18 protein-coding genes are annotated in these 20,821 nt (G+C 71.9%); 13 read left to right on the top strand and 5 right to left on the bottom strand.

Annotated elements, in window-relative coordinates; all coding sequences use genetic code 11:
• Positions 1-73: 73 nt before the first annotated feature.
• From ACTOQ1_RS06755 to ACTOQ1_RS06735, 5 genes are all read left to right on the top strand, one after another.
• Positions 74-541, top strand: coding sequence for a Dps family protein (locus tag ACTOQ1_RS06755; protein WP_440065218.1), 468 nt, complete (start codon positions 74-76; stop codon positions 539-541).
• Positions 542-850: 309 nt separating this feature from the next.
• Complete coding sequence (locus tag ACTOQ1_RS06750) at positions 851-3,286, top strand: PEP/pyruvate-binding domain-containing protein (protein WP_440065216.1); 2,436 nt, start codon at positions 851-853, stop codon at positions 3,284-3,286.
• A 189-nt stretch (positions 3,287-3,475) separates the two neighbouring features.
• Entirely contained in the window at positions 3,476-4,030 is a 555-nt protein-coding gene (locus tag ACTOQ1_RS06745) for a DUF421 domain-containing protein (protein WP_440065215.1), read from the top strand.
• Positions 4,031-4,082: 52 nt separating this feature from the next.
• Positions 4,083-4,796 carry a hypothetical protein gene (locus tag ACTOQ1_RS06740; protein WP_440065213.1) on the top strand — a complete coding sequence of 238 codons (714 nt, stop codon included), beginning with the start codon at positions 4,083-4,085 and terminating at the stop codon, positions 4,794-4,796.
• Positions 4,797-5,133: 337 nt separating this feature from the next.
• Complete coding sequence (locus ACTOQ1_RS06735; RefSeq protein ID WP_440065211.1) at positions 5,134-5,655, top strand: hypothetical protein; 522 nt, start codon at positions 5,134-5,136, stop codon at positions 5,653-5,655.
• 61 nt (positions 5,656-5,716) lie between these two features.
• Here the strand turns inward: ACTOQ1_RS06735 and ACTOQ1_RS06730 are convergent, their stop codons facing one another.
• The 3 genes from ACTOQ1_RS06730 to ACTOQ1_RS06720 form a co-directional block, all read right to left on the bottom strand.
• The gene (locus ACTOQ1_RS06730) at positions 5,717-6,460 is read right to left on the bottom strand and encodes a matrixin family metalloprotease (protein ID WP_440065210.1); all 744 of its coding nucleotides are present in this window, start codon (positions 6,458-6,460) and stop codon (positions 5,717-5,719) included.
• A gap of 164 nt (positions 6,461-6,624) precedes the next feature.
• Positions 6,625-7,770, bottom strand: coding sequence for a cation:proton antiporter (locus tag ACTOQ1_RS06725; RefSeq protein WP_440065209.1), 1,146 nt, complete (start codon positions 7,768-7,770; stop codon positions 6,625-6,627).
• A gap of 4 nt (positions 7,771-7,774) precedes the next feature.
• The gene (locus ACTOQ1_RS06720) at positions 7,775-8,254 is read right to left on the bottom strand and encodes a cation:proton antiporter regulatory subunit (RefSeq protein WP_440065208.1); all 480 of its coding nucleotides are present in this window, start codon (positions 8,252-8,254) and stop codon (positions 7,775-7,777) included.
• Between the two features lie 771 nt (positions 8,255-9,025).
• Between ACTOQ1_RS06720 and ACTOQ1_RS06715 the strand changes: the two genes are divergently transcribed.
• The 5 genes from ACTOQ1_RS06715 to ACTOQ1_RS06695 all read left to right on the top strand — a co-directional run bounded on the left by ACTOQ1_RS06715 (position 9,026) and on the right by ACTOQ1_RS06695 (position 13,202).
• A complete protein-coding gene (locus ACTOQ1_RS06715; protein WP_440065207.1) occupies positions 9,026-9,784 on the top strand; it encodes a GntR family transcriptional regulator in 759 nt (252 codons plus the stop codon).
• A 158-nt stretch (positions 9,785-9,942) separates the two neighbouring features.
• Positions 9,943-10,170, top strand: coding sequence for a DUF397 domain-containing protein (locus ACTOQ1_RS06710; protein WP_440065205.1), 228 nt, complete (start codon positions 9,943-9,945; stop codon positions 10,168-10,170).
• 107 nt (positions 10,171-10,277) lie between these two features.
• The gene (locus ACTOQ1_RS06705) at positions 10,278-10,700 is read left to right on the top strand and encodes a nuclear transport factor 2 family protein (protein ID WP_440065204.1); all 423 of its coding nucleotides are present in this window, start codon (positions 10,278-10,280) and stop codon (positions 10,698-10,700) included.
• Positions 10,701-11,233: 533 nt separating this feature from the next.
• On the top strand, positions 11,234-12,451 hold the full coding sequence (locus ACTOQ1_RS06700; RefSeq protein WP_440065202.1) for an MFS transporter: 1,218 nt from the start codon (positions 11,234-11,236) through the stop codon (positions 12,449-12,451).
• A gap of 64 nt (positions 12,452-12,515) precedes the next feature.
• Entirely contained in the window at positions 12,516-13,202 is a 687-nt protein-coding gene (locus ACTOQ1_RS06695) for a CGNR zinc finger domain-containing protein (protein ID WP_440065201.1), read from the top strand.
• Between the two features lie 250 nt (positions 13,203-13,452).
• Here ACTOQ1_RS06695 and ACTOQ1_RS06690 read toward each other — a convergent pair whose 3' ends face one another.
• Positions 13,453-16,884: a P-loop NTPase fold protein gene (locus tag ACTOQ1_RS06690; RefSeq protein ID WP_440065200.1), complete on the bottom strand. Its 3,432-nt coding sequence runs from the start codon at positions 16,882-16,884 to the stop codon at positions 13,453-13,455.
• A gap of 155 nt (positions 16,885-17,039) precedes the next feature.
• Here ACTOQ1_RS06690 and ACTOQ1_RS06685 point away from each other — a divergent pair, with 155 nt between their 5' ends.
• Both ACTOQ1_RS06685 and ACTOQ1_RS06680 read left to right on the top strand, forming a co-directional pair.
• Positions 17,040-17,237 carry a hypothetical protein gene (locus tag ACTOQ1_RS06685; RefSeq protein ID WP_440065199.1) on the top strand — a complete coding sequence of 66 codons (198 nt, stop codon included), beginning with the start codon at positions 17,040-17,042 and terminating at the stop codon, positions 17,235-17,237.
• Positions 17,238-17,575: 338 nt separating this feature from the next.
• A complete protein-coding gene (locus tag ACTOQ1_RS06680) occupies positions 17,576-18,412 on the top strand; it encodes a hypothetical protein (protein WP_440065198.1) in 837 nt (278 codons plus the stop codon).
• 233 nt (positions 18,413-18,645) lie between these two features.
• Here the strand turns inward: ACTOQ1_RS06680 and ACTOQ1_RS06675 are convergent, their stop codons facing one another.
• Positions 18,646-19,566 carry a bifunctional helix-turn-helix transcriptional regulator/GNAT family N-acetyltransferase gene (locus tag ACTOQ1_RS06675; protein ID WP_440065196.1) on the bottom strand — a complete coding sequence of 307 codons (921 nt, stop codon included), beginning with the start codon at positions 19,564-19,566 and terminating at the stop codon, positions 18,646-18,648.
• Between the two features lie 153 nt (positions 19,567-19,719).
• Between ACTOQ1_RS06675 and ACTOQ1_RS06670 the strand changes: the two genes are divergently transcribed.
• Entirely contained in the window at positions 19,720-20,736 is a 1,017-nt protein-coding gene (locus ACTOQ1_RS06670; RefSeq protein WP_440065195.1) for a lactonase family protein, read from the top strand.
• The last annotated feature ends 85 nt before the right edge of the window (positions 20,737-20,821 follow it).

The raw sequence follows: 20,821 nt of genomic DNA, 5'->3' as shown, positions 1-20,821 counted from the left end.
GGAGACGGATAGATGGGTACGGACATTTCGTAGCAAAGGGGAAACTAAGCTCGAAACAGGGGGAGGACGCTTCATGTCCGCGATCACCAGCCCACTCACGCCAGAAGCCAAGAAGACCATTGCCGTCGTGCTCCAGGGGGCTCTCGTCGACCTGCTCGACCTTTCGCTCTTGACCAAGCAGGCCCACTGGAACGTGATCGGACACAACTTCCGGTCGCTGCACCTGCAGCTCGACAAGATCGTCTCGTCGGCCAGGAAGCACGCGGACACCGTCGCCGAACGCGCGGTGGCCCTCGGGTGCAACCCCGACGGCCGGGCCTCCACGCTCGCGAACACCAGCGAGGTGCCGCAGCTGGAGTCGGGCTACATCAACGACGGCAAGGTCGTGGCCGCCATGACGGACATCCTCGGCTCCATCATCCGCCGGATGCGTGAGCGCATCGAGGCCGCCGAACAGCCCGACCTGGTCACCCAGGACCTCCTCATCGAGATCACGCAGGACCTCGAGAAGCACCACTGGATGATCGAGGCCCAGCGCTAGATCGTCTTCCGAGGCGCCCCGGCCCGTGAGGGCCGGGGCGCCTTTCGCGTTCCCGGCGGCTTCTCCGCGCTTGCGGGGTGTGTCGGCACGGAAAGGAGAAACCCGGCCCGGCTCGGGTCCGGCCATGCCGCCGACCGGCATCACCGCACCGGCCGGCAAGGGGGTGGACGACCGGCCGCGTCCGCGGGATCCGCGTCGACGCGCGGATGGCGCTCTGGAACCGGTTCACAGAGGAAGGGTGGGCGCTCATACTCCATTCCATGGAGACCTACGCGAAGGCCGCGAGGGGGATCGAGAGGGGGATGCAGGATGAAACTGATCCACCTATCGGAGATCGATCCCTCCACGACCGGCCTGGTGGGCGGCAAGGCCGCCGGGCTAGGTGGGATGATCAAGGCGGGTGAGCGCGTTCCGGACGGTTTCTGCCTGACCACCGAGGCCTACACGTCCCGTGATCTCCCGGAGGACGAGCTGATCGACGCCTACGAACGGCTCGGCGGCGGGCGCGTGGCGGTCCGCTCCAGCGCCACCGCCGAGGACCTGCCGTACGCCAGCTTCGCCGGTCAGCAGGACACCTACCTCAACGTCGAGGGCGCCGGCCCGCTCATCGACGCGGTCCGCAGGTGCTGGGACTCCCTGTACACCGAACGCGCCGTGGCCTACCGCGCCGCGGCGGGCATCGACGACGCCGCCATGGCCGTGGTGGTCCAGCGCATGATCGATCCCGTGGTCGCCGGTGTCCTGTTCACCGCCAACCCGATCACCGGCTGCCGCACCGAGACGGTCGTCGACGCCGCCCCCGGACTGGGGACCGCCATCGTCGACGGCACCGTCGTCCCCGACCACTACGTCCTCGGCCACCCGCCGCCGGACGTACCCGGCGGCGGGTGCCTCGGCGGGCGGCAGCTCGAAGAACTGCGGGAGGCCGGGCGGCGGCTGCAGGAGCTCTTCGGCTCGCCGCAGGACATCGAATGGGCGATCGATTCCGCCGGCACGCTGTGGCTGCTGCAGTCCCGGCCGATCACCACCCTGTTCCCCGCCGCGCCGGACACTGGCGACATGCGGCTCTACCTCGAGTTCGGCCACATCCAGGGAATGCTCCGGCCGACCACCCCGATGGGGGTGTCGCTGCTCAAGACGGGCTCGGCCATGTGGTTCAAGGCCGTGGGCGCCACGGTCGATCCGCGTGATCCGCTGCCCCGGCTGGTCCCCATCGGCGGGCGGCTCTACTTCGACCTGACCGATTTCATCCGCAACAGGTCCATGCGGAAGCAGCTGGGGACGTCTCTGCGGGTGTACGGGCCGCGGGTGCAGGGTGCCGTCGAGCGCATGCTGGACGATCCGCGGTTCGCCCCGCGCGGCGGCCTGCCGTTCCGTCTCGGCAGCGCCGTGAAGATCACGCTGCGGCTGGCACCCGGTGCGGTCTTCGGCCTCGCCCGTAGCCTGGCCAGGCCGGACGCCGCCAGGGCCAGGGCCTACCGCGCCGTGCAGGAGATCAGGCGCCGGACCGTGCCGCCGAGCGAACCGGCCACGTCGGTCGAACGGCTCCGCTGGGTGGTCGAGGACTCCCACCGGGCGGTCATGAGCCCCGACATGATGGGGCTCGTGTGGCCGCTGACGGCCGGGATCCTCGCCGGGGTCGCGCCGTCCGCACTGCTCGAAGGTGTCGCCACCGCCGACGAGCTGGACATCGTCCTGGGCGGGATGCCGCACAACGTGACCACGGAGATGGACCTCGCGCTCTGGCAGGTCGCGGTGAACGCGCGCGGGCACCGCGACCTGTTCCTCGACACCCCGCCGGAGGAACTCGCCGCGAGGTACCGCGCGGGGGAACTCCCCGACATCGGGATGGCCGGCTTCCTCGACAGGTACGGCATGCGCGCCGCCGCCGAGATCGACGTCGGCATGCCCCGCTGGGAGGAGGACCCGGCCCCCCTGTTCGCCACGATCGCCAACTACCTCCGGGTGGGCGACCCCGAGCAGGCGCCCGACCGGCGGTTCGCACAGGCCGCGCGGCGGGCGGAGAAGATGATCGAGACGCTGTCGCGGCGGGCGCGGCGCGGCAGACCGGTACGCGCCCGGCCCGCGACCTTTTTCATGCGCCGGTCGCGCAAGCTCACCGGGCTCCGGGAGATCGCGAAGTTCGCCTGGCTGCCGGTGATCCAGACGGCCCGCCGTCAGCTCCTGCTGATCGGAGGCGACCTGGCCCGTCGCGGTCTGTTGGAGCGCGCCGACGACATCATGTTCCTCGATCTGTCCGAGGCCCGCTCCGCCGTACACGACCGTGCCGACCACCGGGACCTGGTCGCGGCACGCCGCGCCGAGTACGAGCGGGAACTGCGGCGGCACACCGTCCCGGGAGCCCTGCTGTCCGACGGGACCGACGTGGAGACGCTCGTCCCGCCCGGGCCCGCGGAAGCCGGAGTGCTGGTCGGGATGGCGGGGGCCGCGGGCCGGGCGACCGGCAGGGCACGGGTGATCCGCAATCCGGCCGGTGCGCACATCGAGCCGGGCGAGATCCTCGTGGCCCCCACGACGGATCCCGGCTGGACCCCGTTGTTCCTGACGACGGCGGGGCTGGTGACCGAGACCGGGTCGCCGATGGCGCACGGCCCCACCGTCGCCAGGGAGTACGGCATCCCGGCCGTCATCTGCGTCCGCAACGCCACGCACGAGATCAGGACAGGGCAGCTCATCACGATCGACGGGGCCGCGGGCACGGTTCGGGTGGAGGAGGACGGCTGAGGGCCCGGCCGTTCGAGCCGTCAGGCCTCGGACGACCATCGGACACGCACCGGCGTCCCCGCCCCGTGACCGAGCCGCGCCGCCGAGGTCGAACAGGGCGGGCACGGGCCGGGCCGTCACCGAGGTAGAAGCCGTCCGCGCTGGGTAAATCCGGGGAGGACCACACGGCCGGCGAGGGAGGAGGCGGGCGTGGTATTCGACTCCTGGAGCGGGATCGTCCGGACCGTCGTCGCCGCCGTGGCGGCGTACGCCGTGCTGGTGACGGTGCTGCGGCTGTCGGGCAAGCGCACCCTGGCGAAGATGAACGCCTTCGACCTGGTGGTCACCGTCGCGCTGGGTTCCACGCTGGCCACCGTGGTGCTCTCGTCCGATGTCGCGCTCGCCGAGGGCGGGCTCGCGCTGGCCCTGCTGGTGGCACTGCAGTTCGCCGTCGCCTGGCTGGCGATCCGCTCGGCCCGGGTGCGGCGGCTGATCAAGTCCGAGCCGACCGTGGTGCTGCGCGACGGGCGGCTGCTGGAGCAACCGATGCGCCGCCAGCGCGTCACCGCCTCCGAGGTGCGCCAGGCGGTCCGTGCCGGCGGCTCCGGCGCGCTGGAGGACGTCGCCGCCGTCGTCCTGGAGACCGACGGCAGCTTCAGCGTCATTTCCCGCCGGAAGCTCGGCGCGGGCAGCGCCCTGGCCGGCCTGGCCGGATTCGCCGGCCCGGGGGATTCCGCCGGTTCCGGGCACCGGCCGTCCCGATGACCTCTGCCCCGGCCGCGCCACCACCTCACGCCGGAGCGGGCCCGGCGCCGGCATGAACCCCCGCGACGAGGAAACGGCCGACGACCGCCAGACCTGGGCCGAGCGGCTGATCGACCGCCTCGACGGTCTCATGAGCGTCCTGGGCCTGCTGTTCCTGCTGGTCGTGCTCGGGCAGAATCTCGCCCGCCACCCCGTGCTGGCCGATGTCCTCTTCGCGGCGGGCTGGCTGCTGTGGGCCGCGTTCGCCGCCGAATACGCGCTGAGGTTGTACGTGGCCCCGGCGCGGCTGCGGTTCCTGCGCCGCACCTGGTGGCAGTTGATCTTCCTGCTCGTGCCGTTCCTGCGGTTCCTGCGGCTGCTGCGGTTGTTCCGGCTCGCCCGGGCCGGCGGCGTGCTCGGCTCGGCCGTGCGCGGCGGCCATTCGGCCGGGCGCCTGCTGTCGGGCCGAATGACCTGGCTGGCCGCGCTCAGCGCCATCGTGGCCCTGGCCTCCAGCCAGGTGCTGCACGAGTTCGCCGAATACGACGACTACGCCCTGGCGCTGCACGACGCCGTCATGGGCACCGTCACCGGTGAACCGCTCACCGTCAGGACCACGGCCCTGGCCGCCGTCGTCGAGGTGTTCCTGGCCGTCTACTCCGTGGTCGTCTTCGCCTCCGTCGCCGCCGCGATGGGCGCCTACTTCCTCAGCCGCCACCCCTCCGGCCCGCAGGACGGCGAACGTCCGGGCGACGAGCCCCCGGCCGACCCGGCCACCCGTCCATGACGTGCCGGCATGTCCCCTCTTGACGAAACCGATCCGTCCCGCATGCGGTGATCCGACCGGCCGACGGGTACCGGCCCTTCACACGACCTCCACCACCGGAAGGAGCGCGCCATGCCGGTGCGCGGAATGATCGACACCCGGCTCCGCCGACATCGACCTGGCCGCCGAGGCCGTCCAGGCGCCGATCGGCCGCGTCCGGGCCCGCGCGAGCGGAGGACCGCGATCTGCCGACCCGGTCGAGGTGACGGCCCGGCACCCCTCCGGAGGACGCGAAAGCCACTCCGCACCTCCCGGGCACGGCTGTTCGCCCGCACGCAGCGTAAGTAGAAGATCGTTGGTGAAGAACATGCGGAGCAGGACAAGTACATTGTGCGCGGCCGTAATACTGCTGGCCGCATGCGCCTGTGGCAAGGAGGGCGATGCCGGATTCTCCACGGAGGAGTTCGCGCCGAACACGGGGGCCAACGAGATCGTCAACGACGTGTACGTGAGGAACGCCTTCATCATCGGTGGTCCCGCGGGCGAGCCGCTGCCGCCCGGGTCGGGCGTCCCCCTATACGTGACGCTGGTGAACCAGCGAACCGAGCCGGACCGGCTCGTCTCCGTCAGCGCGTCGCCCACATTCGAAGGTTTTCGCGTCCGCGGAGGCGGCCTGGACCTTCCGGTGCGTCAGCCGGTCGGCGGGGACGTGAACCCGCAGGCGTTGCTGACCGGGTCGACCGGCGACCTGCGTAGCGGCACCTACCTTCCGGTGTCGTTCCGGTTCCAGGACGCCGGGACCGTACGGGTGCAGGTGCCCGTCCTGCCGCCCTCACAGTGGCGGGCCACGTACTCGCCCTGGCCGTCGCCCGGCTCGTGATGGAGGATGCCGGCCTCGATACCGGGAGCTTCGGCGACGGGCGCGGCTTCCGCCCGGCAGCTTAACGCCCGATATCGCGTGGTTTCACCCGCTTGTAGCACTGCCCGTCGCCGACGGCCTTGAGCCCGGCGAGGTCTCCTTCCTGAAGCGTGGTCACCCGCCGGCCGTACTGGACCGGATTCATCAGCTGACGGGGGTCGTCCACATGCCCCAGACCGACCAGATGCGCCAGCTCGTGCAGCATCACGGCACGTATGGCGTCGTCCCCGCCCATCGACGTCATCTGGCCGGCGTCGAAGACCACCGTCCCGCTCACATACCGGGGGACGCCCCTCCCGGCGCGGACGTAGACGGGACCGCCGTACCCGACCGCCTGCCCGCGCAGGCGCGCGGACTCCTCCGGGCCGGAGTAAGCGATCAGCACCGGTGCCCACCGGTCGCCGTACCGGTCCGGCTGGTAGGCCTTCCTGCCGTCACCGGGCGTCTCGTCGGTGCTCCCCCGGTAGGAGAACTTGAGTCCTGTCGCTTCGGAGATGCGCCCGAGGCTCTCCCGTAGCAACCGATCGCCCCCTTCCGGCCGCCCTTTCGTCCGCACGACATAGCTGATGGGCTCGCAGGTACTCCACCGCACGGGCTCGCCGTCGTCCCGCGTGTGCAGGAAGCTGTAGCCGTCCTTCGCGCCCTCCTTCCGGTTGTGGCCCCCACCGGATTCCTCCGCGGACGGGGGCGTGCCGGGCACCTGGGTGGTGACCACGCAACCGGAGAGCACACCGATCATCAGTACGGCCGCGACCGTCGCCTTCATCGGCCCCCCTCTCGTCGCCCGCTCCATCCCCCTACCCGGTACCGCACCCCGGATGCGGCTGCCGGCTCCGGCGGCAACCGCCGCCACGCACCACGTCCACCGCCCTTCCCCACGAGTCACGTCCCCGCCCATAGGAGCCGGTGCGATCGATACCGGCCGCCGCGTCACCGCACCCGTGCGGGGCGGGTACCGGTGAAGCGGGTGATGAGCGGTCCCGCGACCGCCAGGATGAAGACGTAGGCCGTCACCAGGGGTGCCAGGACGGGGTGCTGGGTCGCGGCCAGGCCGATGATGACGATGGAGAACTCGCCCCGGGCGATCAGTGCGGCCCCCGCGCGGGCCCGGCCGCGCCTTCCGACCTCGTCCCGGGAGGCGGCATAGCGGCCGGTGACGACTTTGGTCATGCCGGTGACCACGGCCAGCGCCAGGGCGGCGGGCAGCACCGGCGGCAGCTCGCCGATGTCCACGGACAGGCCGATGGCCACGAAGAACACCGCGGCGAACAGGTCGCGCAGCGGGGCGAGGACGGCACCGGCGCGTTCGGCCGTCTCACCGGTGACGGTGAGCCCGACCAGGAAGGCGCCCACCGCGGCCGAGGCGTGGATGTACTCCGCCAGCGCCGCCACCACCAGGGTGATGCCGAGCAGCCTGAGCATGAGCTGCTCGGCGTCCGGATGCGTCACCAGCCGGCTGACGTGGTGGCCCCACCGGTAGGAGGTGGCGAAGGCGGCCAGCACCGCGCCGAGCGCGACCAGCACGCCGAGTACGGCCTGCCACCAGGTGCCGCCGGAGACCAGCACCGCCAGCACCGGCAGGTAGGCGGCCATCGCGAAGTCCTCCAGGACCAGCACCGACAGCACGGCCGGGGTCTCCCGGTTGCCCAGCCGGCGCAGGTCGCCCAGGAGCCGGGCGATGATCCCCGAAGAGGAGATGTACGTCGCACCGGCCAGCGCCAGGACGCTCACGCCGTCCAGGCCGAGCAGCCATCCGGCCACCGCGCCGGGCGCGGCGTTCAGCACCAGGTCGACCGCGGCGGAGGGCACGTGGCGGCGCAGGCTGACGGTGAACTCTCCGATGGAGAACTCCAGGCCGAGCACCAGGAGCAGCAGCACGATCCCGATGGAGGCCCCCGTTCGCAGGAACCCTCCCGCCGCGGGTACGGGCAGGACGCTTTCCTCGCCCAGCGCCAGCCCCGTCAGCAGGTAGAGCGGGACCGGTGACAGGGTCAGGCGGCGCGCCATCGCGCCGAGGACACTGAGCGCGACCAGGATGAGGCCCAGCTCCAGCAGCAGGACGACGGAGACGTGCACCCGCTCAGGCCCGCAGGATGCGGGTCACGTCGGCGATACCCCTGTCGGTCCCGATCACCACCAGGACGTCACCGGCCCGCAGCACCTCCTGCGGGCTCGGCGAGGCGATCACCTCCTCCCCGCGGACGATCGCCACCACCGACACGCCGGTGCGGGTTCGAGCCCTGGTGTGCCCCAGCGGCCGGTCGGCGTAGGCGGAACAGGCCGGGAGCTCGACCCTGCTCGAGTTCAACCCGGGCACCTCCCTGCTCAGGTCGGCGAACCGCTCGGCGATGCGCGGCGCTCCCAGGATCTGGGCCAGGGTCTCGGCCTCCTCCTCGTTCAGCCGGAACACCGGCCTGGCCTCGTCCTGGTCGTCGTCGCCGTAGACGACCACCTCGAAGTCACCCGTACGGCGTGCGACGACGCCGATCAGGTCCCCCTCGTGATTGGTGAACTCGTACCGCAGCCCGACACCGGGCAGGAGCACCTCGTTGACGTCCATGTGCTCATCATCACGGTGGGCACCCCCGGCGCTCTGCGGGAACGGGTCCGTGTCGCGTCCGCGTCGCGCGGCCGTCGTCCGGAACCCGACACGTTCCCGGCTTTCGGGGTCTCCCGGAGCTCGGGCGCGGGGAGAGGGTGATCGCGCCACATGGGCGCTAAGGCGGGGGATTCCGCGTGTGGCCGTCCCCGAGCCAGACAAGGTCGGAGCGAAGCCGCCGCGCGGCGCTGTGCGCGCTCGTCCACCGGCCGAATCCGTGGCCGTTCGCCCCGAAGGTCGCCGCCGTCCCGCCCGGCAACGTCAGCCCGTAGGCCACCACCTCCGTGACGACTCCTTCGTCGTCCCCTCCGCACTCCTGGATCAGGGCGAACAGGCGTGGTGGCTCATCTGTCAGGGTGCGTGTCTCTTCACGGGCGTGCTCCGGCTCCGTGTCGCGTGCGAGGTGTCCGCCGACGCCCGAATCATGGCAGGCGGATGGTTGGCCGAACTCAAGGGAATGTTCCACGGCGGGTGCTCTCTTCCTGCCTGGCGCCTGTGAAGGCCGCCCGATCTGAATTCGTCTCGGCCGACTACCCGGAGAGACAGTCCTGCGTATGGCGCGCCATCGGCCGAGCTCTCAAGCCTTCGGCCTTGAGGGGAGGCCACGCGGGACCTCCTCGTGCAAGCACGAATCAGCCTGTCTGTTCTTTGGTCCACGGCAGCTCTATAGTGTTCTAGAGCACCAGTGAAGTCAACGACTGATTCAGAGTGCACTAGAACAGAGGTCCCATGATGGCTGACAGCCCGCAGGCGATGGCGCCGTACAGGCGGATCGCCGCACAGATCAAGGCCAGGATCGACAGCGGGGAGATCCGGCCGGGTGACCGCATTCCGTCGGTGCGGGAGATCATGCGGGACGAAGGGGTTTCCACCGCGACCGCCACCCGGGTCGCGGCCGTGCTGAGGGCGGAAGGCTACGCGGAGTCGGTTCCGGGGATCGGAACCCTGGCCACCCTGCCGAAGAAGATCACAGCAGGTTCCGATCGTCTTCAAATGCTGCGGGCGAGCGGGAGCGGCTACCGCCGGGGGGAACGGGCCGAGATCTTGAGCGCCGGTCTCGTCCCGGCACCCGAGGTGGTCGCGGACGCGCTGGAGATCGAAGAGGGAGTCGCCGTTGTCCAGCGCCGTCGCGCCTACTATGACGACAGAGGGCTCGTGGCGCTGTCCACATCGTGGCTTCCGGGTGAGCTGGGCCAGGTGATACCCGAGCTGCTGATCGCGGAACCGCTCCCGAGGATGGCGTTCGGGCTGGTCGAGGACAGGGCGGGCCGACGGGCCGTCCGGCGGCGCGACATCGTCGCCATCAGGCCGGTTCCCGAGGACGTCGCCTCGGTGCTCGGCATGGAAAGCGGTCTGCCGGCACTCACCATGACGAACCTCTACTGGGATCAGCACGGCGAGGTGACCGAGTACGCCGTGGACTTTCTCGGCCCCGGTCGCGAGCTCTCGGCCGACTACGCCCTGGAACAGTCTCCCGGCCTCCATCGCTGACGCCGATGCTCACAAAAGTGTGATGCGAGGGGCCGGTGTCGCGGGCTTCCCGCGAGCGTACGATCCCCCGCGAAGCGCCGCTCGCACACCGGATGAGTCCGCGACCGTCGTTCAAGAGCGGTCGGCCGCGTCGAGCGAGCGAGAGGGAGGAGCACGTGATGATCAGCCCTGAGGAGCTGGCGGGTGTGGCCTGGCACATCGGTACCAGGAGTGCCGACAGCAACGGTCAGTGTGTCGAGGCCGGTCCGCCGGCCGATGGCAGTGGGCGCATTGCCGTGCGGCACAGCCGTCGTCCCGACGCCGAGGTGATCGTCTACACCCGGGCCGAGTGGGAGGCGTTCGTCGGCGGCGTCAAGGACGGCGAGTTCGACTTCCCCGCCCGCTGACCGTACCGGCTCACAATGAGGCGATTCACCTTGTCCCGGTTTATGTGGGTATCACCATACTTCGGTGGTAATCGACGGGCGGCGCCCCGAGTCTGGATACTTGCGGCATGAGTGGTGAAACCCGTGAAATCGTAGAAGAACTGCTGCGCCGGATGGCCGAGGGCGATCACGACCGTACGGCGGAGTTGTTCGCCGAGCCGGTCGACTGGCGGCTCGCCTGGCCCGCCGAGGGGCATCCGGCGGTGCCGTGGATTCGCCCCCGGTCCGGCCGGGCCGAGGTGGCGGACCACTTCCGGTCGCTGGAGGCCCATCACGTGCCCGAACTGAACGGCACGTCGGTGACGCGCATCCTGGTCGACGGCGCGGACGCCGTCGTGCTCGGGGAGATCGCGCAGACGGTGCGGGACGGCGGGGCCGCGTACACCTCACCGTTCGCGCTGCACCTCACCGTCGAGGACGGGCTCGTCACCCGCTTCCACATCTACGAGGACAGCCTCACGGTCGCGCGGGCCCTCAGCGCTCAGGCGTGATCGCGAGGAGGTCCGTTCCGTCGCCGCGTCGGGGAACGGGCTCACGCTCCGCGCCTCGGCGGACCTCGGTCTCGGCAGGCCTGGACGCTTAGTGGTCCCGCCCGGAGGTTCGTCGGGGGTCAGTGGTTGAGGTAGGGGATCGCAGGCGCAGTCGAGGGCTTCCTGGGCGGTGCCGATGGTTGACGTGCTCCCCGGCCTGAAGGTCGAGGCACCAGCCCGCATTTCGGCAGCCCGGCCGGCAGGATCTGGTTCTCGTACTTGCCGCTACCGGCGAGGTGGCCCAGGTCCCGGGTGCGCCGCTCGATCGGCCCGGCCGGCGCACCCCCGCGACCCTGTTGAGTTTCCAGGCGCATGACATGGCCGGAAGTCGCCCGTGCTCGGGCTCCTGCACGGCCGTCAGCGTACCGTCTAAATTGCATTGACCGGTAGCACGCACCCGTCTACATTCATGTCTAACAGGATATTCACGCGAGACGACATGAAAAAGCTACCTTCATCATCCCGAACGATGGTGAACCAGCCGAGGAGGCCGCGTGCAAGAACGCTTCGGAGGCAAGTCGGCGATCGTCGCACTGACCGCCCTGACCCTGGCCGTGTTCGTCTACGTGACCACCGAGTCGCTGCCCATCGGCCTGCTCCCCCTGATCGCCCGGGATCTCGGCACCAGCCCGTCAGCGGTCGGGCTCCTGGTCACCGGATACGGCCTGATCATCGTGCTGGTGTCCCTGCCGCTCACGCGACTGACTCGCCGGCTGCCCCGGCGGCGGCTGCTGTGCGTCCTGTTGGGCGTCTTCGTCGTGGCGACCTGCCTGTCGGCCATGGCGGGGAACTACTGGCTGCTCATGGGCGCCCGGATGGTGACCGCGCTGAGCCAGGCGCTGTTCTGGGCCATCGTGACGCCGGCCGCCGCCGGCCTCTTCCGGGCCGAGGTGCGCGGCCGGGCCCTGTCCATCCTGTACGCCGGCGCCTCCAGCGCCGCGCTGACCGGCATCCCGGCCGGCACGTGGCTCGGCCAGCAGACCAACTGGCGGGTGGCGTTCCTCGCGCTCAGCGGCCTGGCCCTGCTCGTCCTCGCCACGATCGCGGCCGTCCTGCCCGACACGCCCGCCGGGCAGGGCGCTGCGGACCGGGGCAGCGCGCCCGACCGCGGCCGGTACCTGTCGATCGTGGCCACCACGGCGGTCGCGGTCACCGGCGCGTTCACGGCGTTCACCTACATCAGCCCGTTCCTGAGCGACGTCAGCGGCTTCACCGAGTCATCGATCGGCCCGCTCCTGCTGGCACGCGGGATCGCGGGCCTGGCCGGCGTGTTCGTGGTGGGCTGCCTCGTCGACCGCCACGGCTGGAGCACCATGACGGGACTCATAGGCCTGCAGGCGTTGGCGCTCGCCGGGCAGTACGCGTTCGGCGCCTCCCCGGCCGGGACCGTCATCGCGATCTCCCTGTCCGGCTTCACACTCGCAGGCCTGACCGCCGTACTGGGATCGCGGGTGCTCGTGTACGCGCCGGGCGAGTCGGTCATGGCGAGCGCCGCTACCTCCATGGCGTTCAATGTGGGCATCACCGCGGGCGCGTTCCTCGGCAGCGTGCTCCTGCCCGGTCCGGGCGTGCGCAGCACGGCACTGGCCGGGGCGCTGCTCAGCCTGGCGGCGTTCGCCATCGTGCTGGCCGAGCCGGTCCTGTCCAGCCGGCGGAAGGGCGCACCGGCCACGGCCGCCGCCCCCCTGCCCGAGGGCGCCCGAGTCACGTGATCCGATGCTCAACGCACCGAACCGTGCAACCTCCCTACCTGCCTTGAGTGGTAGCCTCAAGGGCATGTCACTCGACGTGGGACACCTTCCCCTGGTCGGCGGGCACCCCGCGCTCGATCTGGTCAACACGCTCGAACGAGGGGTACCGCTCGACGGCGGGCCGCCCCACGACCATCTGTCCGACGCCCCCGCATTGCTGCGCTGGGCGGCCAGGGCAGGCCTGATCAGCGACGCGGAGCGCGATCGGGCCGGCCAGGCGTGGCACGACGATCCCGCGTCGGCGCGGGCGGGGCTGGCCACCGTACGGGACATCCGGGAAGGGCTGCACCTCGTGGTGCTCGCAACGATCCGGCCCGCCGACGGCGGGCCGGCGGACGACGCGGGCGAGGGGGATCCGATCGCGGCCGGGGCCGCGCTGGTCGTGCTGCACGAGCGATGGGCCGGAGCAGTTGCCAGAGCCGCGCTGGTGCTCGACAGAGGCGACCCGCCGCAGGTGCGGCTCACCTACGGCACGATACCCGCCATGCTGATACCCGACCGGGTCGCCGAGGCCGCACTCGACGTCCTGCGGACGGCCGACCTGACCCGGGTACGCCGCTGCCCCGTACGCGACGGCGGCTGCGGATGGCTGTTCCTCGACCAGAGCCGCAACGGCTCCCGCCGCTGGTGCCGCATGGCCGACTGCGGCAACACGGCCAAGGCCCGGCGGCTCACCGAGCGCCGCCGCGCCGCCCGGGGCGGCACCCCGTAGGACCCGTACGCGATCGACGGTCGACGCCGCACCCAGGCGGCGGGTCACCTCGCCGCTGCCCGTCGAGGACCCGGCCGGCACCGCGCCCTGCCGGTCGAGTTCGTCGATGAGGGCGTCGAGGTCGGCGGCGAAGGTGCCGTAGTCGTAGCCGGCAGTGGGCCGGCTCGAGCGGCCGAAGCCACGCCGGTCGTAGGCGGCCAGGTGGGCCGGTGATCCGCCCCCGGTGGTCACACGGTAGCGGGACGGGGGCTCAGAGGAGATAACGGGCCAGGTCGGCGATGGGGTGCGGTCCGGAGAGCAGGTCGCGCAGGGTGTCCAGGTGGGTGGCGCCCGAGGTGTGGTGGGCGACGAGGCCGGTGTCGTGGACGGCCCGCTCCCAGCCCCCGTCGTCGTTCGCGGCCTCCTCCAGCCGCCGCAGCACGCTCGCCCCGTCCGTCTCCCCGGCCAGCAGCGTCAGCAGGTGCGGCCACTGGACGGCGAGCGCCGCGAGCTTGGCGACCTTGCCGTCCGAGGCGGGGGCCGCACCGGCGAGGGCTCGGCGGTAGGTCAGGAACGAGTAGAAGCGGAACACGTTCACGTACCGCTTGATCTCGCGCGGGTTGAAGAACGTCAGGGCCGGGAGCACGAACTCGATCGCCCGGTAGGCGTTCTCGTCGCTGTAGAGGTCGTCGAAGACCCGGTCGGCGGCCTCCCGGGTCGCCGCGCAGAGCCCGCCGACGGCGTCGGAGCACTCGATGCCCAGGGCGTCCTGCGCCAGCCGCGCCGCCTCGTCGAGGGTCGTTGTGGTCGGGCGCAGCGCCCAGATGGCGTCCTGCAACCGGCTCACCTGGACCGGGTCCGGCGGTTCCGCCGCCCGCGATCCGGGGTCGGGGGTCTCCGCCGGCGTTCGCGGCCCGAATCCCTGCAGCTCCATCGTCGCCCGCAGCCCGAGCCCCGGTATCGCCACCGGCGTTCGCGATCCGGGTCTTCGCGGCTCCGCCGGTGCCCGCAGTCCCGGCACGGCCGCTCCCGGTGGCGTGGTGGTGCCGGGAAAGCCCGGTGTGACCGCGCCGAGGGGGGAGGGCCGTGCGGGAGGCAGGGGACCGCGCGAACGCGGCCCGGCCGGATCCGGTGGCGGGTCGAGCCGTTCCAGGGCGGCTGGGGGACCCGCCGGACGCGGTCCGGCCGGATTCGGTGTCCGTGTGGTGTCCGGGTCCCGCGGCCACGCGGTACCCGTGCCCGCGGGAGCGGCGGGAGCGGCGGGAGCGGCGGGAGTGGCGGGAACGGTGGCAGGACCGGCGTGCGCGCCGGGATCGTCCTGGGGGACGGTCGCGGGCCGCGCCAGGTCGGACACGCCCAGCAGGGCCCGTACGAAGGCGGGCAGCCGGTCGGCGTCGTCCAGCAGCGGCACGCTCAGCGGGAGCTGCACGATCTTCTCCAGGAACCGCCAGCCCAGGCCGGACCGCCCGCCGCCCGGCAGCGTCCCGGCCAGCTCCGGGTAGGCCGCCTCGACGTGCGCCACGACCACCTCCGGTTCCATGGCCAGCACGAACACGCAGTTGGGGAACTCCCCGGCGAGGAAGAGGTTGATCGCCTCGATGACCTGCGCCACCGTTCCCGGCGAGCAGCGGTCCAGGTCGTCCACGAACACCACCAGCGGGCGCTCCCCGGTGGCGACGAGGTCGAGGACCTGCCGCATGTCGGTCTGCACCAGGTGCAGGAAGCCGGTCCTGGACCGGTACCCGGGGGTGGTCGCGACCTCGTTGACGAACCCGTCGGCCGCGCCGGGGCCGAGCAGGTCGGGTTGGGTGACCAGGCCGCGGAACGCGTTGTCCGCCGACTCCCCGAAGAACCGCGCCAGCCGTACGGCGCCCGCCCCCACCACCAGCGCCGACCCGGCGGAGCCGACGGCCGCCGCGGCGTTCCCCAGGAAGGCGCCGAGCGCGGGCAGCAGCGCGGCGGCGGCCAGGAGCGCCCCGGTGAGGACGACGGTGGCGACCAGGCCGAGGGCCACCGGCGCCAGACGGGTCATCGCCAGATGGTAGGCGCGCCTGCGGACCGCCTCCCGGTCGATCCTGGACAGGTTCAGCTCCAGCCAGAACCGTTCCCGCTCGGCGCGGGGCAGCCGCCGGGTGACCTGGGTGATGATCTCGTGGGCCAGCCCGGCCCAGACCTGCTCGCCGCTCTGGTACATCCACGGGTTGAACCAGACCGTGGGCCGCCAGTCCGCCCGCCGCAGCGGGAGCGGGCCCGGCTCGGCCTGCCCGGAGCTCTCCCGGGGGCGCCGTCCCGTCCTGGCGAGCACCTCGGCGTTGGTCAGCGTCCGCTCCGCGCGGGAGCCGGGCAGGTGGATCGGGGCGGGGTCGTCCCCGGCGGCCCCGGGGTCCAGCAGGTCCTGGATCATCCGCATCAGCGAGGTCTTGCCCGCGCCCCAGGGGCCCTTGACGCCGATCGTGAGCGGGGGCCGGGTCTCGGGATGGCGGACGAACGCGGCGATGGCCTCGGCGTAGACCCGGTGCCCGAGCTGGTCCTCGGTGGTCCACCGGTCGGCGGTGAGCCTGGCCCTGGGCCGTACCGTCCGCAGCCCGGCCCGGCGGCGGCGCAGCAGCGCCGAGGTCTGCGCCCGCTCGGCCGCCGACAGCCGCGAGTGGCCGAAGGCCCGCACGTCCGGGTGGACGAACGTGGTCGTCTCGCCCAGCAGACCCCAGTGCCTCAGCTCGGCGGCGTCGCCGAGGATCTCGTCGATCGGCTCGTCCTCGTCGAGGAGGGCCGCCCTGCGCAGGATCTCCCTGGCGGGCTCGCTCAGGTGGAGCTCGTAGACCCGCCGGACGATCTCGATCCCGCAGGCGGGCGGGGCGTGGTCGCCGAGCCGCGCCAGGACGCGGGCGAAGGCGGCGTGCGGCACGGCGGCGGTGTCCCGCGCCGGGGTGAGGGCGACCCCCGCGACGGCCCCGTACGAGATCAGGATGGGCGTGCGGGCGGCCGAGGCCGCCGCGTAGCGGGCGAGCGCGTAGGCGTGCAGGTCCCCGACGCTGATCGTCCCGTCCCCGTCGAGGTCGGCGGCCCGCGTCGTGAGGCCCTCCGCGATGACGTCGGTCAGCGTGCGTACCGGGCCGGGTACCGTCTCGTCGAGCCTCAGCGTGAGGGTGAGGGCCGCCGCGGCCACCCTCGGCTCCCCGGCCACGGCGAGCTGCCTGACCGGTTCGGCGGAGCCGTCCAGGGCGCTCCAGCCGAAGTCGACGATCATCAGTACGGCGGCCGCCAGCGACTCGCCGACCTGCCGCCCGAACGCGCCGATCATCGATCCCAGCTGTCCCGAGGTCCAGCCGCCGTCGGCGGGCAGCCGGATCACCAGCAGGTCGCCCTCCCGCGCCGAGCGCAGCAGGTTCCACACGCGCTCGCCGTCCGCGCCGGCCCCCTCGCTGGTCTCGGACTCGACGGTGAACCCCTCGGCGCGCAGCGCGCTCGCCAGCCGCGCGTCCGGCGGGGCGGCGTACGGCCCGGTGGCGGAGGTGCCCGCGTCCGGCGAGGCCGAGGGCGGGAGCGGGAGCGGGAGCGGAGGAGAGGGAGAGGGAGAGGGAGGGACAGGTGACGGTGGCGGGGTCGCGGCCGTGAGGGAGTCGAGGAAGACGAGGGCTCGGCGGGTGCCCACGTGGGGCGTGGTCTCGAAAACTGGATTCGCGAACGCGAGTCCCTCGCTCAACGGTCCTCCCGATCTGACGGCGGTCATCCCACTGTGGACGCGTCGGACGGGACAGATGGCGATCTTGGCGATAGGTCGACCTGTTTTGACGGATGTTTGATCGCCGGTTTCCGCAAAGTTTGCGGCGGGGAGCCGGGGCGGCGTCACCCACGGCGGTGTGGAATCTCGGCATCCCGCTGGGCGTGGACCGGCAGTTCGTCCAGGACCTGGCGGCCGACATGGCCGCGAAGGAAATCGGGCCGCTGATCGAGTGCGGCGCGGTCGCCCTGCCGCGACTGCCGTGGGGAACCGGGTCGGGCCTGGCCACGCCGGCCTGTCACCGGCGCAGGCGGGCGACCTGCTCCGGCTGCTGACCCCGCGTCCCGCGGGACCGCGCCGAGGCTCGCCGCCGTGTCCTACGTTGAGAGGACTCTCAGTGTCCCTCAGCGAGGTCACAGGTCCGGCGTAGCAGGCTTCACCGGGTCACCGGGTCACCGGGTCACCGGGTCACCGGGTCACCGACCGGGTCACCGTTTCACGGGGTTGAGGAGTCCGGATGAGAGCAGAGGTGTCGGGCGAACGGCGCAGGTGGCCGTGCGTTGCTGCGGTGTGGAGCTCGGTCTACGGTGCGGCCCACGTGTGGTGGCTGGCAGACCCGGGGTCGCCGCTGGCTCCTCCGGAGGAGGCGTTCTCACCTGGCCGGTGGGTGGCGGTGACGCTCGCCTTCATGGCCACGGCGGTGTGCTCAGCGATCGCCGCCGGGATCGGACACCACTGGGCGGCGCCTGTGCGGTGGATGCTGGTGGCGCTGGCGTGGGTGATCGGGGCCGGACTGATCGTTTATTCGTACATGCTCGCCATCAGCCTTGCCGCCATGCTGTTCGGCCAGGTCGACGACTGGGGGAGCCTGTTGACCCGCGCGGCCGGAGCGACGGCGGGCGCGCTGACGCTGGCGTGTGCCGTCGCCGAGCAGCGCAGGGTAAGGCGGGCCTGCTCTCACTGCGCCCGAGTCCACGGCCGTTCGCCGGAGCGGCGCACCGATCCCACACCGCGGTGGGCCTACCTCGCCGCCTACGTCGCGATCGCCGGTTGCGCAGCTCGTGTGCTCGTGCTGGTAGTCGACTCCATCACGACGCACAAGCCGCTGCCGTTCGCGCTCGGTGCGCCCTTCGGGATCTTCGTCGCCCTGCTGATCCTGGCCGGCACCCTTCTGCCGCTGGCGTTGGTCCACCGGTTCGGCAGGATCTGGCCGCGTTGGGTGGTCCCGCTGGCAGGCCGTGATGTGCCGCGATGGCTCGTGCTCGGGCCCGCCTTGTTCGTGGGCGCGAGCTTGGCCGGCTACTTCGGCGTGGCCGGGATGACGGCATGGCTCCTCGGCAAGGGCAACCTGGCTCAAGCCCCGGTCTGGAAGGTGTCGATGGAAATGTTCGGCTATACGTTGTGGGGCTCGGGCCTGCTCGCCGCCGCTGTGTCCCACTACGGTTTGACCAGGCCGGACTGTCCTTCTCATGGGTGCGCCGTCCCGCGCGCCCTGGGAACGTCTTCATGATCGGATCAACGATCGATCACCGAACGTGACACGGTTTAGGGCGAGGTTGGAGACGGCCCCTGGGCAGGGCCCTTGGCCCGGGACCGACCGGCCGGGTTCCGCGAGGAGGCGATCTCAGAGGTGAGGAGGCGCTCTCAGTGGTCGCGGGCCCGGAGCTCAGAGTTTCAGAGGCGGAGAGGCCGTCTCAGAGGTGCGGGCCCGGATCTTGGAGGTTCGGAAGCGAGGAAGCGGTCTCAGAGGTCGCGGGCCCAGATCTCCTCGATGAAGTCCCCGCCGCCCGGGCCGCCCCGGCCCCGCTCCTTCTCGACCAGCTCGAAGCCCGCCGCCTTGTAGATGCGCCTGGCGCCCAGCAGGACGTCCCTGGTCCACAGCACCATCCGCCGGTAGCCGGCGGCCCTGGCGAAGCGCACGCACTCGTCCACGAGCCGGGTGCCGATCCCCATGCCGCGCGCGGACGGCTCGACCAGCAGCATCCGCAGCTGCGCGGTCTCGTCGTCCTTACGCACGCAGAAGACGCATCCGGCGCGCTCGCCGTCCACCTCGGCGATCCAGGCCGCCTCGCGCCGGGGGTCGTGGCCGTCCACGTAGTCGGCCACGACCCTGGCCACCAACGCCTCGAAGTCCATCCCCCAGCCCCGCTCCTGGCTGTAGAGCGTGCCGTGCCGGTAGACCACCCAGCCGAGGTCGCCGGAACGGGGCGGACGGATGACGTACGGCAGGTCCGCCTTCGGCGTCCGGCCGAAGATCTCTTTGATCGTCGCCATGCTCGCGACCAGCCGGTCGCCGTCCTCGTCGGTCACCCCGGCCATCAGGTCGCGTACCTCCTGCGCCGCGCGCTCGTCGAAGCCCGCGAACCTGGTCCGGCCCTCGGCGGTCAGCTCGACCACCTGCCGCCGCGCGTCGGCGGCGGACCGCTCGCGCACCACCAGGCCGTCGCCCTCGAACCTGCCGAGCATCCGGCTGAGGTATCCGGCGTCGACCCCGAGCAGCCGCCGCAGGTCGCTCACCTCCATCCGGCCCGCCCGGTCCAGCTCGAACAGCACCCTCATCTCGGTCAGCGAGTAGGGGCTGTCCAAGAGGCCCTGATGGAGCAGGCCGATCAGCCTCGTGTAGAAGCGGTTGAAGTCGCGTACGTCCGCCACGTGTCTCTCCATGCTTGACAGCATCAACCAATTCATTGACGCAGTCAAAGAATTTGTCGACGTAGCCTCCTGTGAGATCGGCGGCCCGCTGCGCTAACTTCGCACTTTGGCTGAGAACGGATGATGAGCGGGGGCGGCGCGCGCCGCGCCCACGGCGGGAGCATGATGGCTGAGGTCGCGTACATCGGCGGATACACCCCGGACACCAACGGGTCCGGGCCGGGGATCACCCTGGTCGAGCTGGGGAGCCTCGCGCGGCTCGGGGAGACGGCGGCCTCCGGCCCCTCCTTCCTCGCCGTCCACCCCACCCTCCCGGTCCTCTACGCGGTGGGGGAGAGCGAGCGCGGCACGGTCTGCGTCTTCGCCCGCGCCGGGGACGGCACGCTGAGCCCGCTCGCGCAGCGGCCCAGCGAGGGATCGGCCCCCTGCCACCTGGCGGTGGACCCCACCGGCACGCGCCTCGCGGTGGCCAACTACGGCGACGGCACGGTCAGCGTGCACGGCATCGACGGCTCCGGCCTCCTGACCGACGTATGGATCTTCCCCTACCGCGAGGGCGCCCACGCCCACCAGGCGGTCTTCGGCCCCGACGGGGTGCTGTACGTGAGCGACCTGGGCTCCGACGAGGTCCGCCGCTACCTGGTCGGGGACGAGGTGGTCCCGCACCCCGCGGGTCCGGTGCGGCTCGCGTCCGGCATGGGCCCCCGGCACATGGCCTGGTCGGACGGCCACTGGTACGTGGCGGGGGAACTGGACGGCACCGTGCGCGTCTACGAGGTCTCCGACGGCCTCGACGACTCCGGCGACTCCGGCGACTCCGAGGCCTCCGGCGTCTCGGGTGTCTCCGGCGGGGAGTGGCGCGAGGTCGCCGCCGTCCCGGCCAGCGGGACCGACGGACACAACCAGCCCTCGCACCTGGAGGTCTCCGGCGGCCTCGTCTACGTCGCCAACCGGGGACCCGACACGATCTCGGTCTTCGCGGGTCCCGGGCTGGAGCCGGTGGCGGAGGTCCCCTGCGGCGGCGTCTGGCCGCGGCACTTCGCCATCGCCGACGACCGCGTGTACGTGGCCAACCAGCGCTCGGACGGCGTCGCCGTGCTCCCGCTCAAGGGGGGCGTGCCGCAGCCCGCGGAGGAGGTCCTCGCCGTCGGCACCCCCTCCTGCGTGCTCCCACTGTCCTAACATTTCCCTGGGGGCCTCCCGGGGCCCCGGCCCGCCTCCGGCGTGCCTCCATCGGGCCCGCGCCGGGCCTTCGACGTGCGCGCCC

The organism is Streptosporangium sp. OZ121 (assembly GCF_051918885.1).
In the GTDB taxonomy this organism is placed as follows: domain Bacteria; phylum Actinomycetota; class Actinomycetes; order Streptosporangiales; family Streptosporangiaceae; genus Streptosporangium.
Note: the sequence above shows the minus strand (reverse complement) of the source record. Positions and strands in the feature narration are given on the sequence as shown.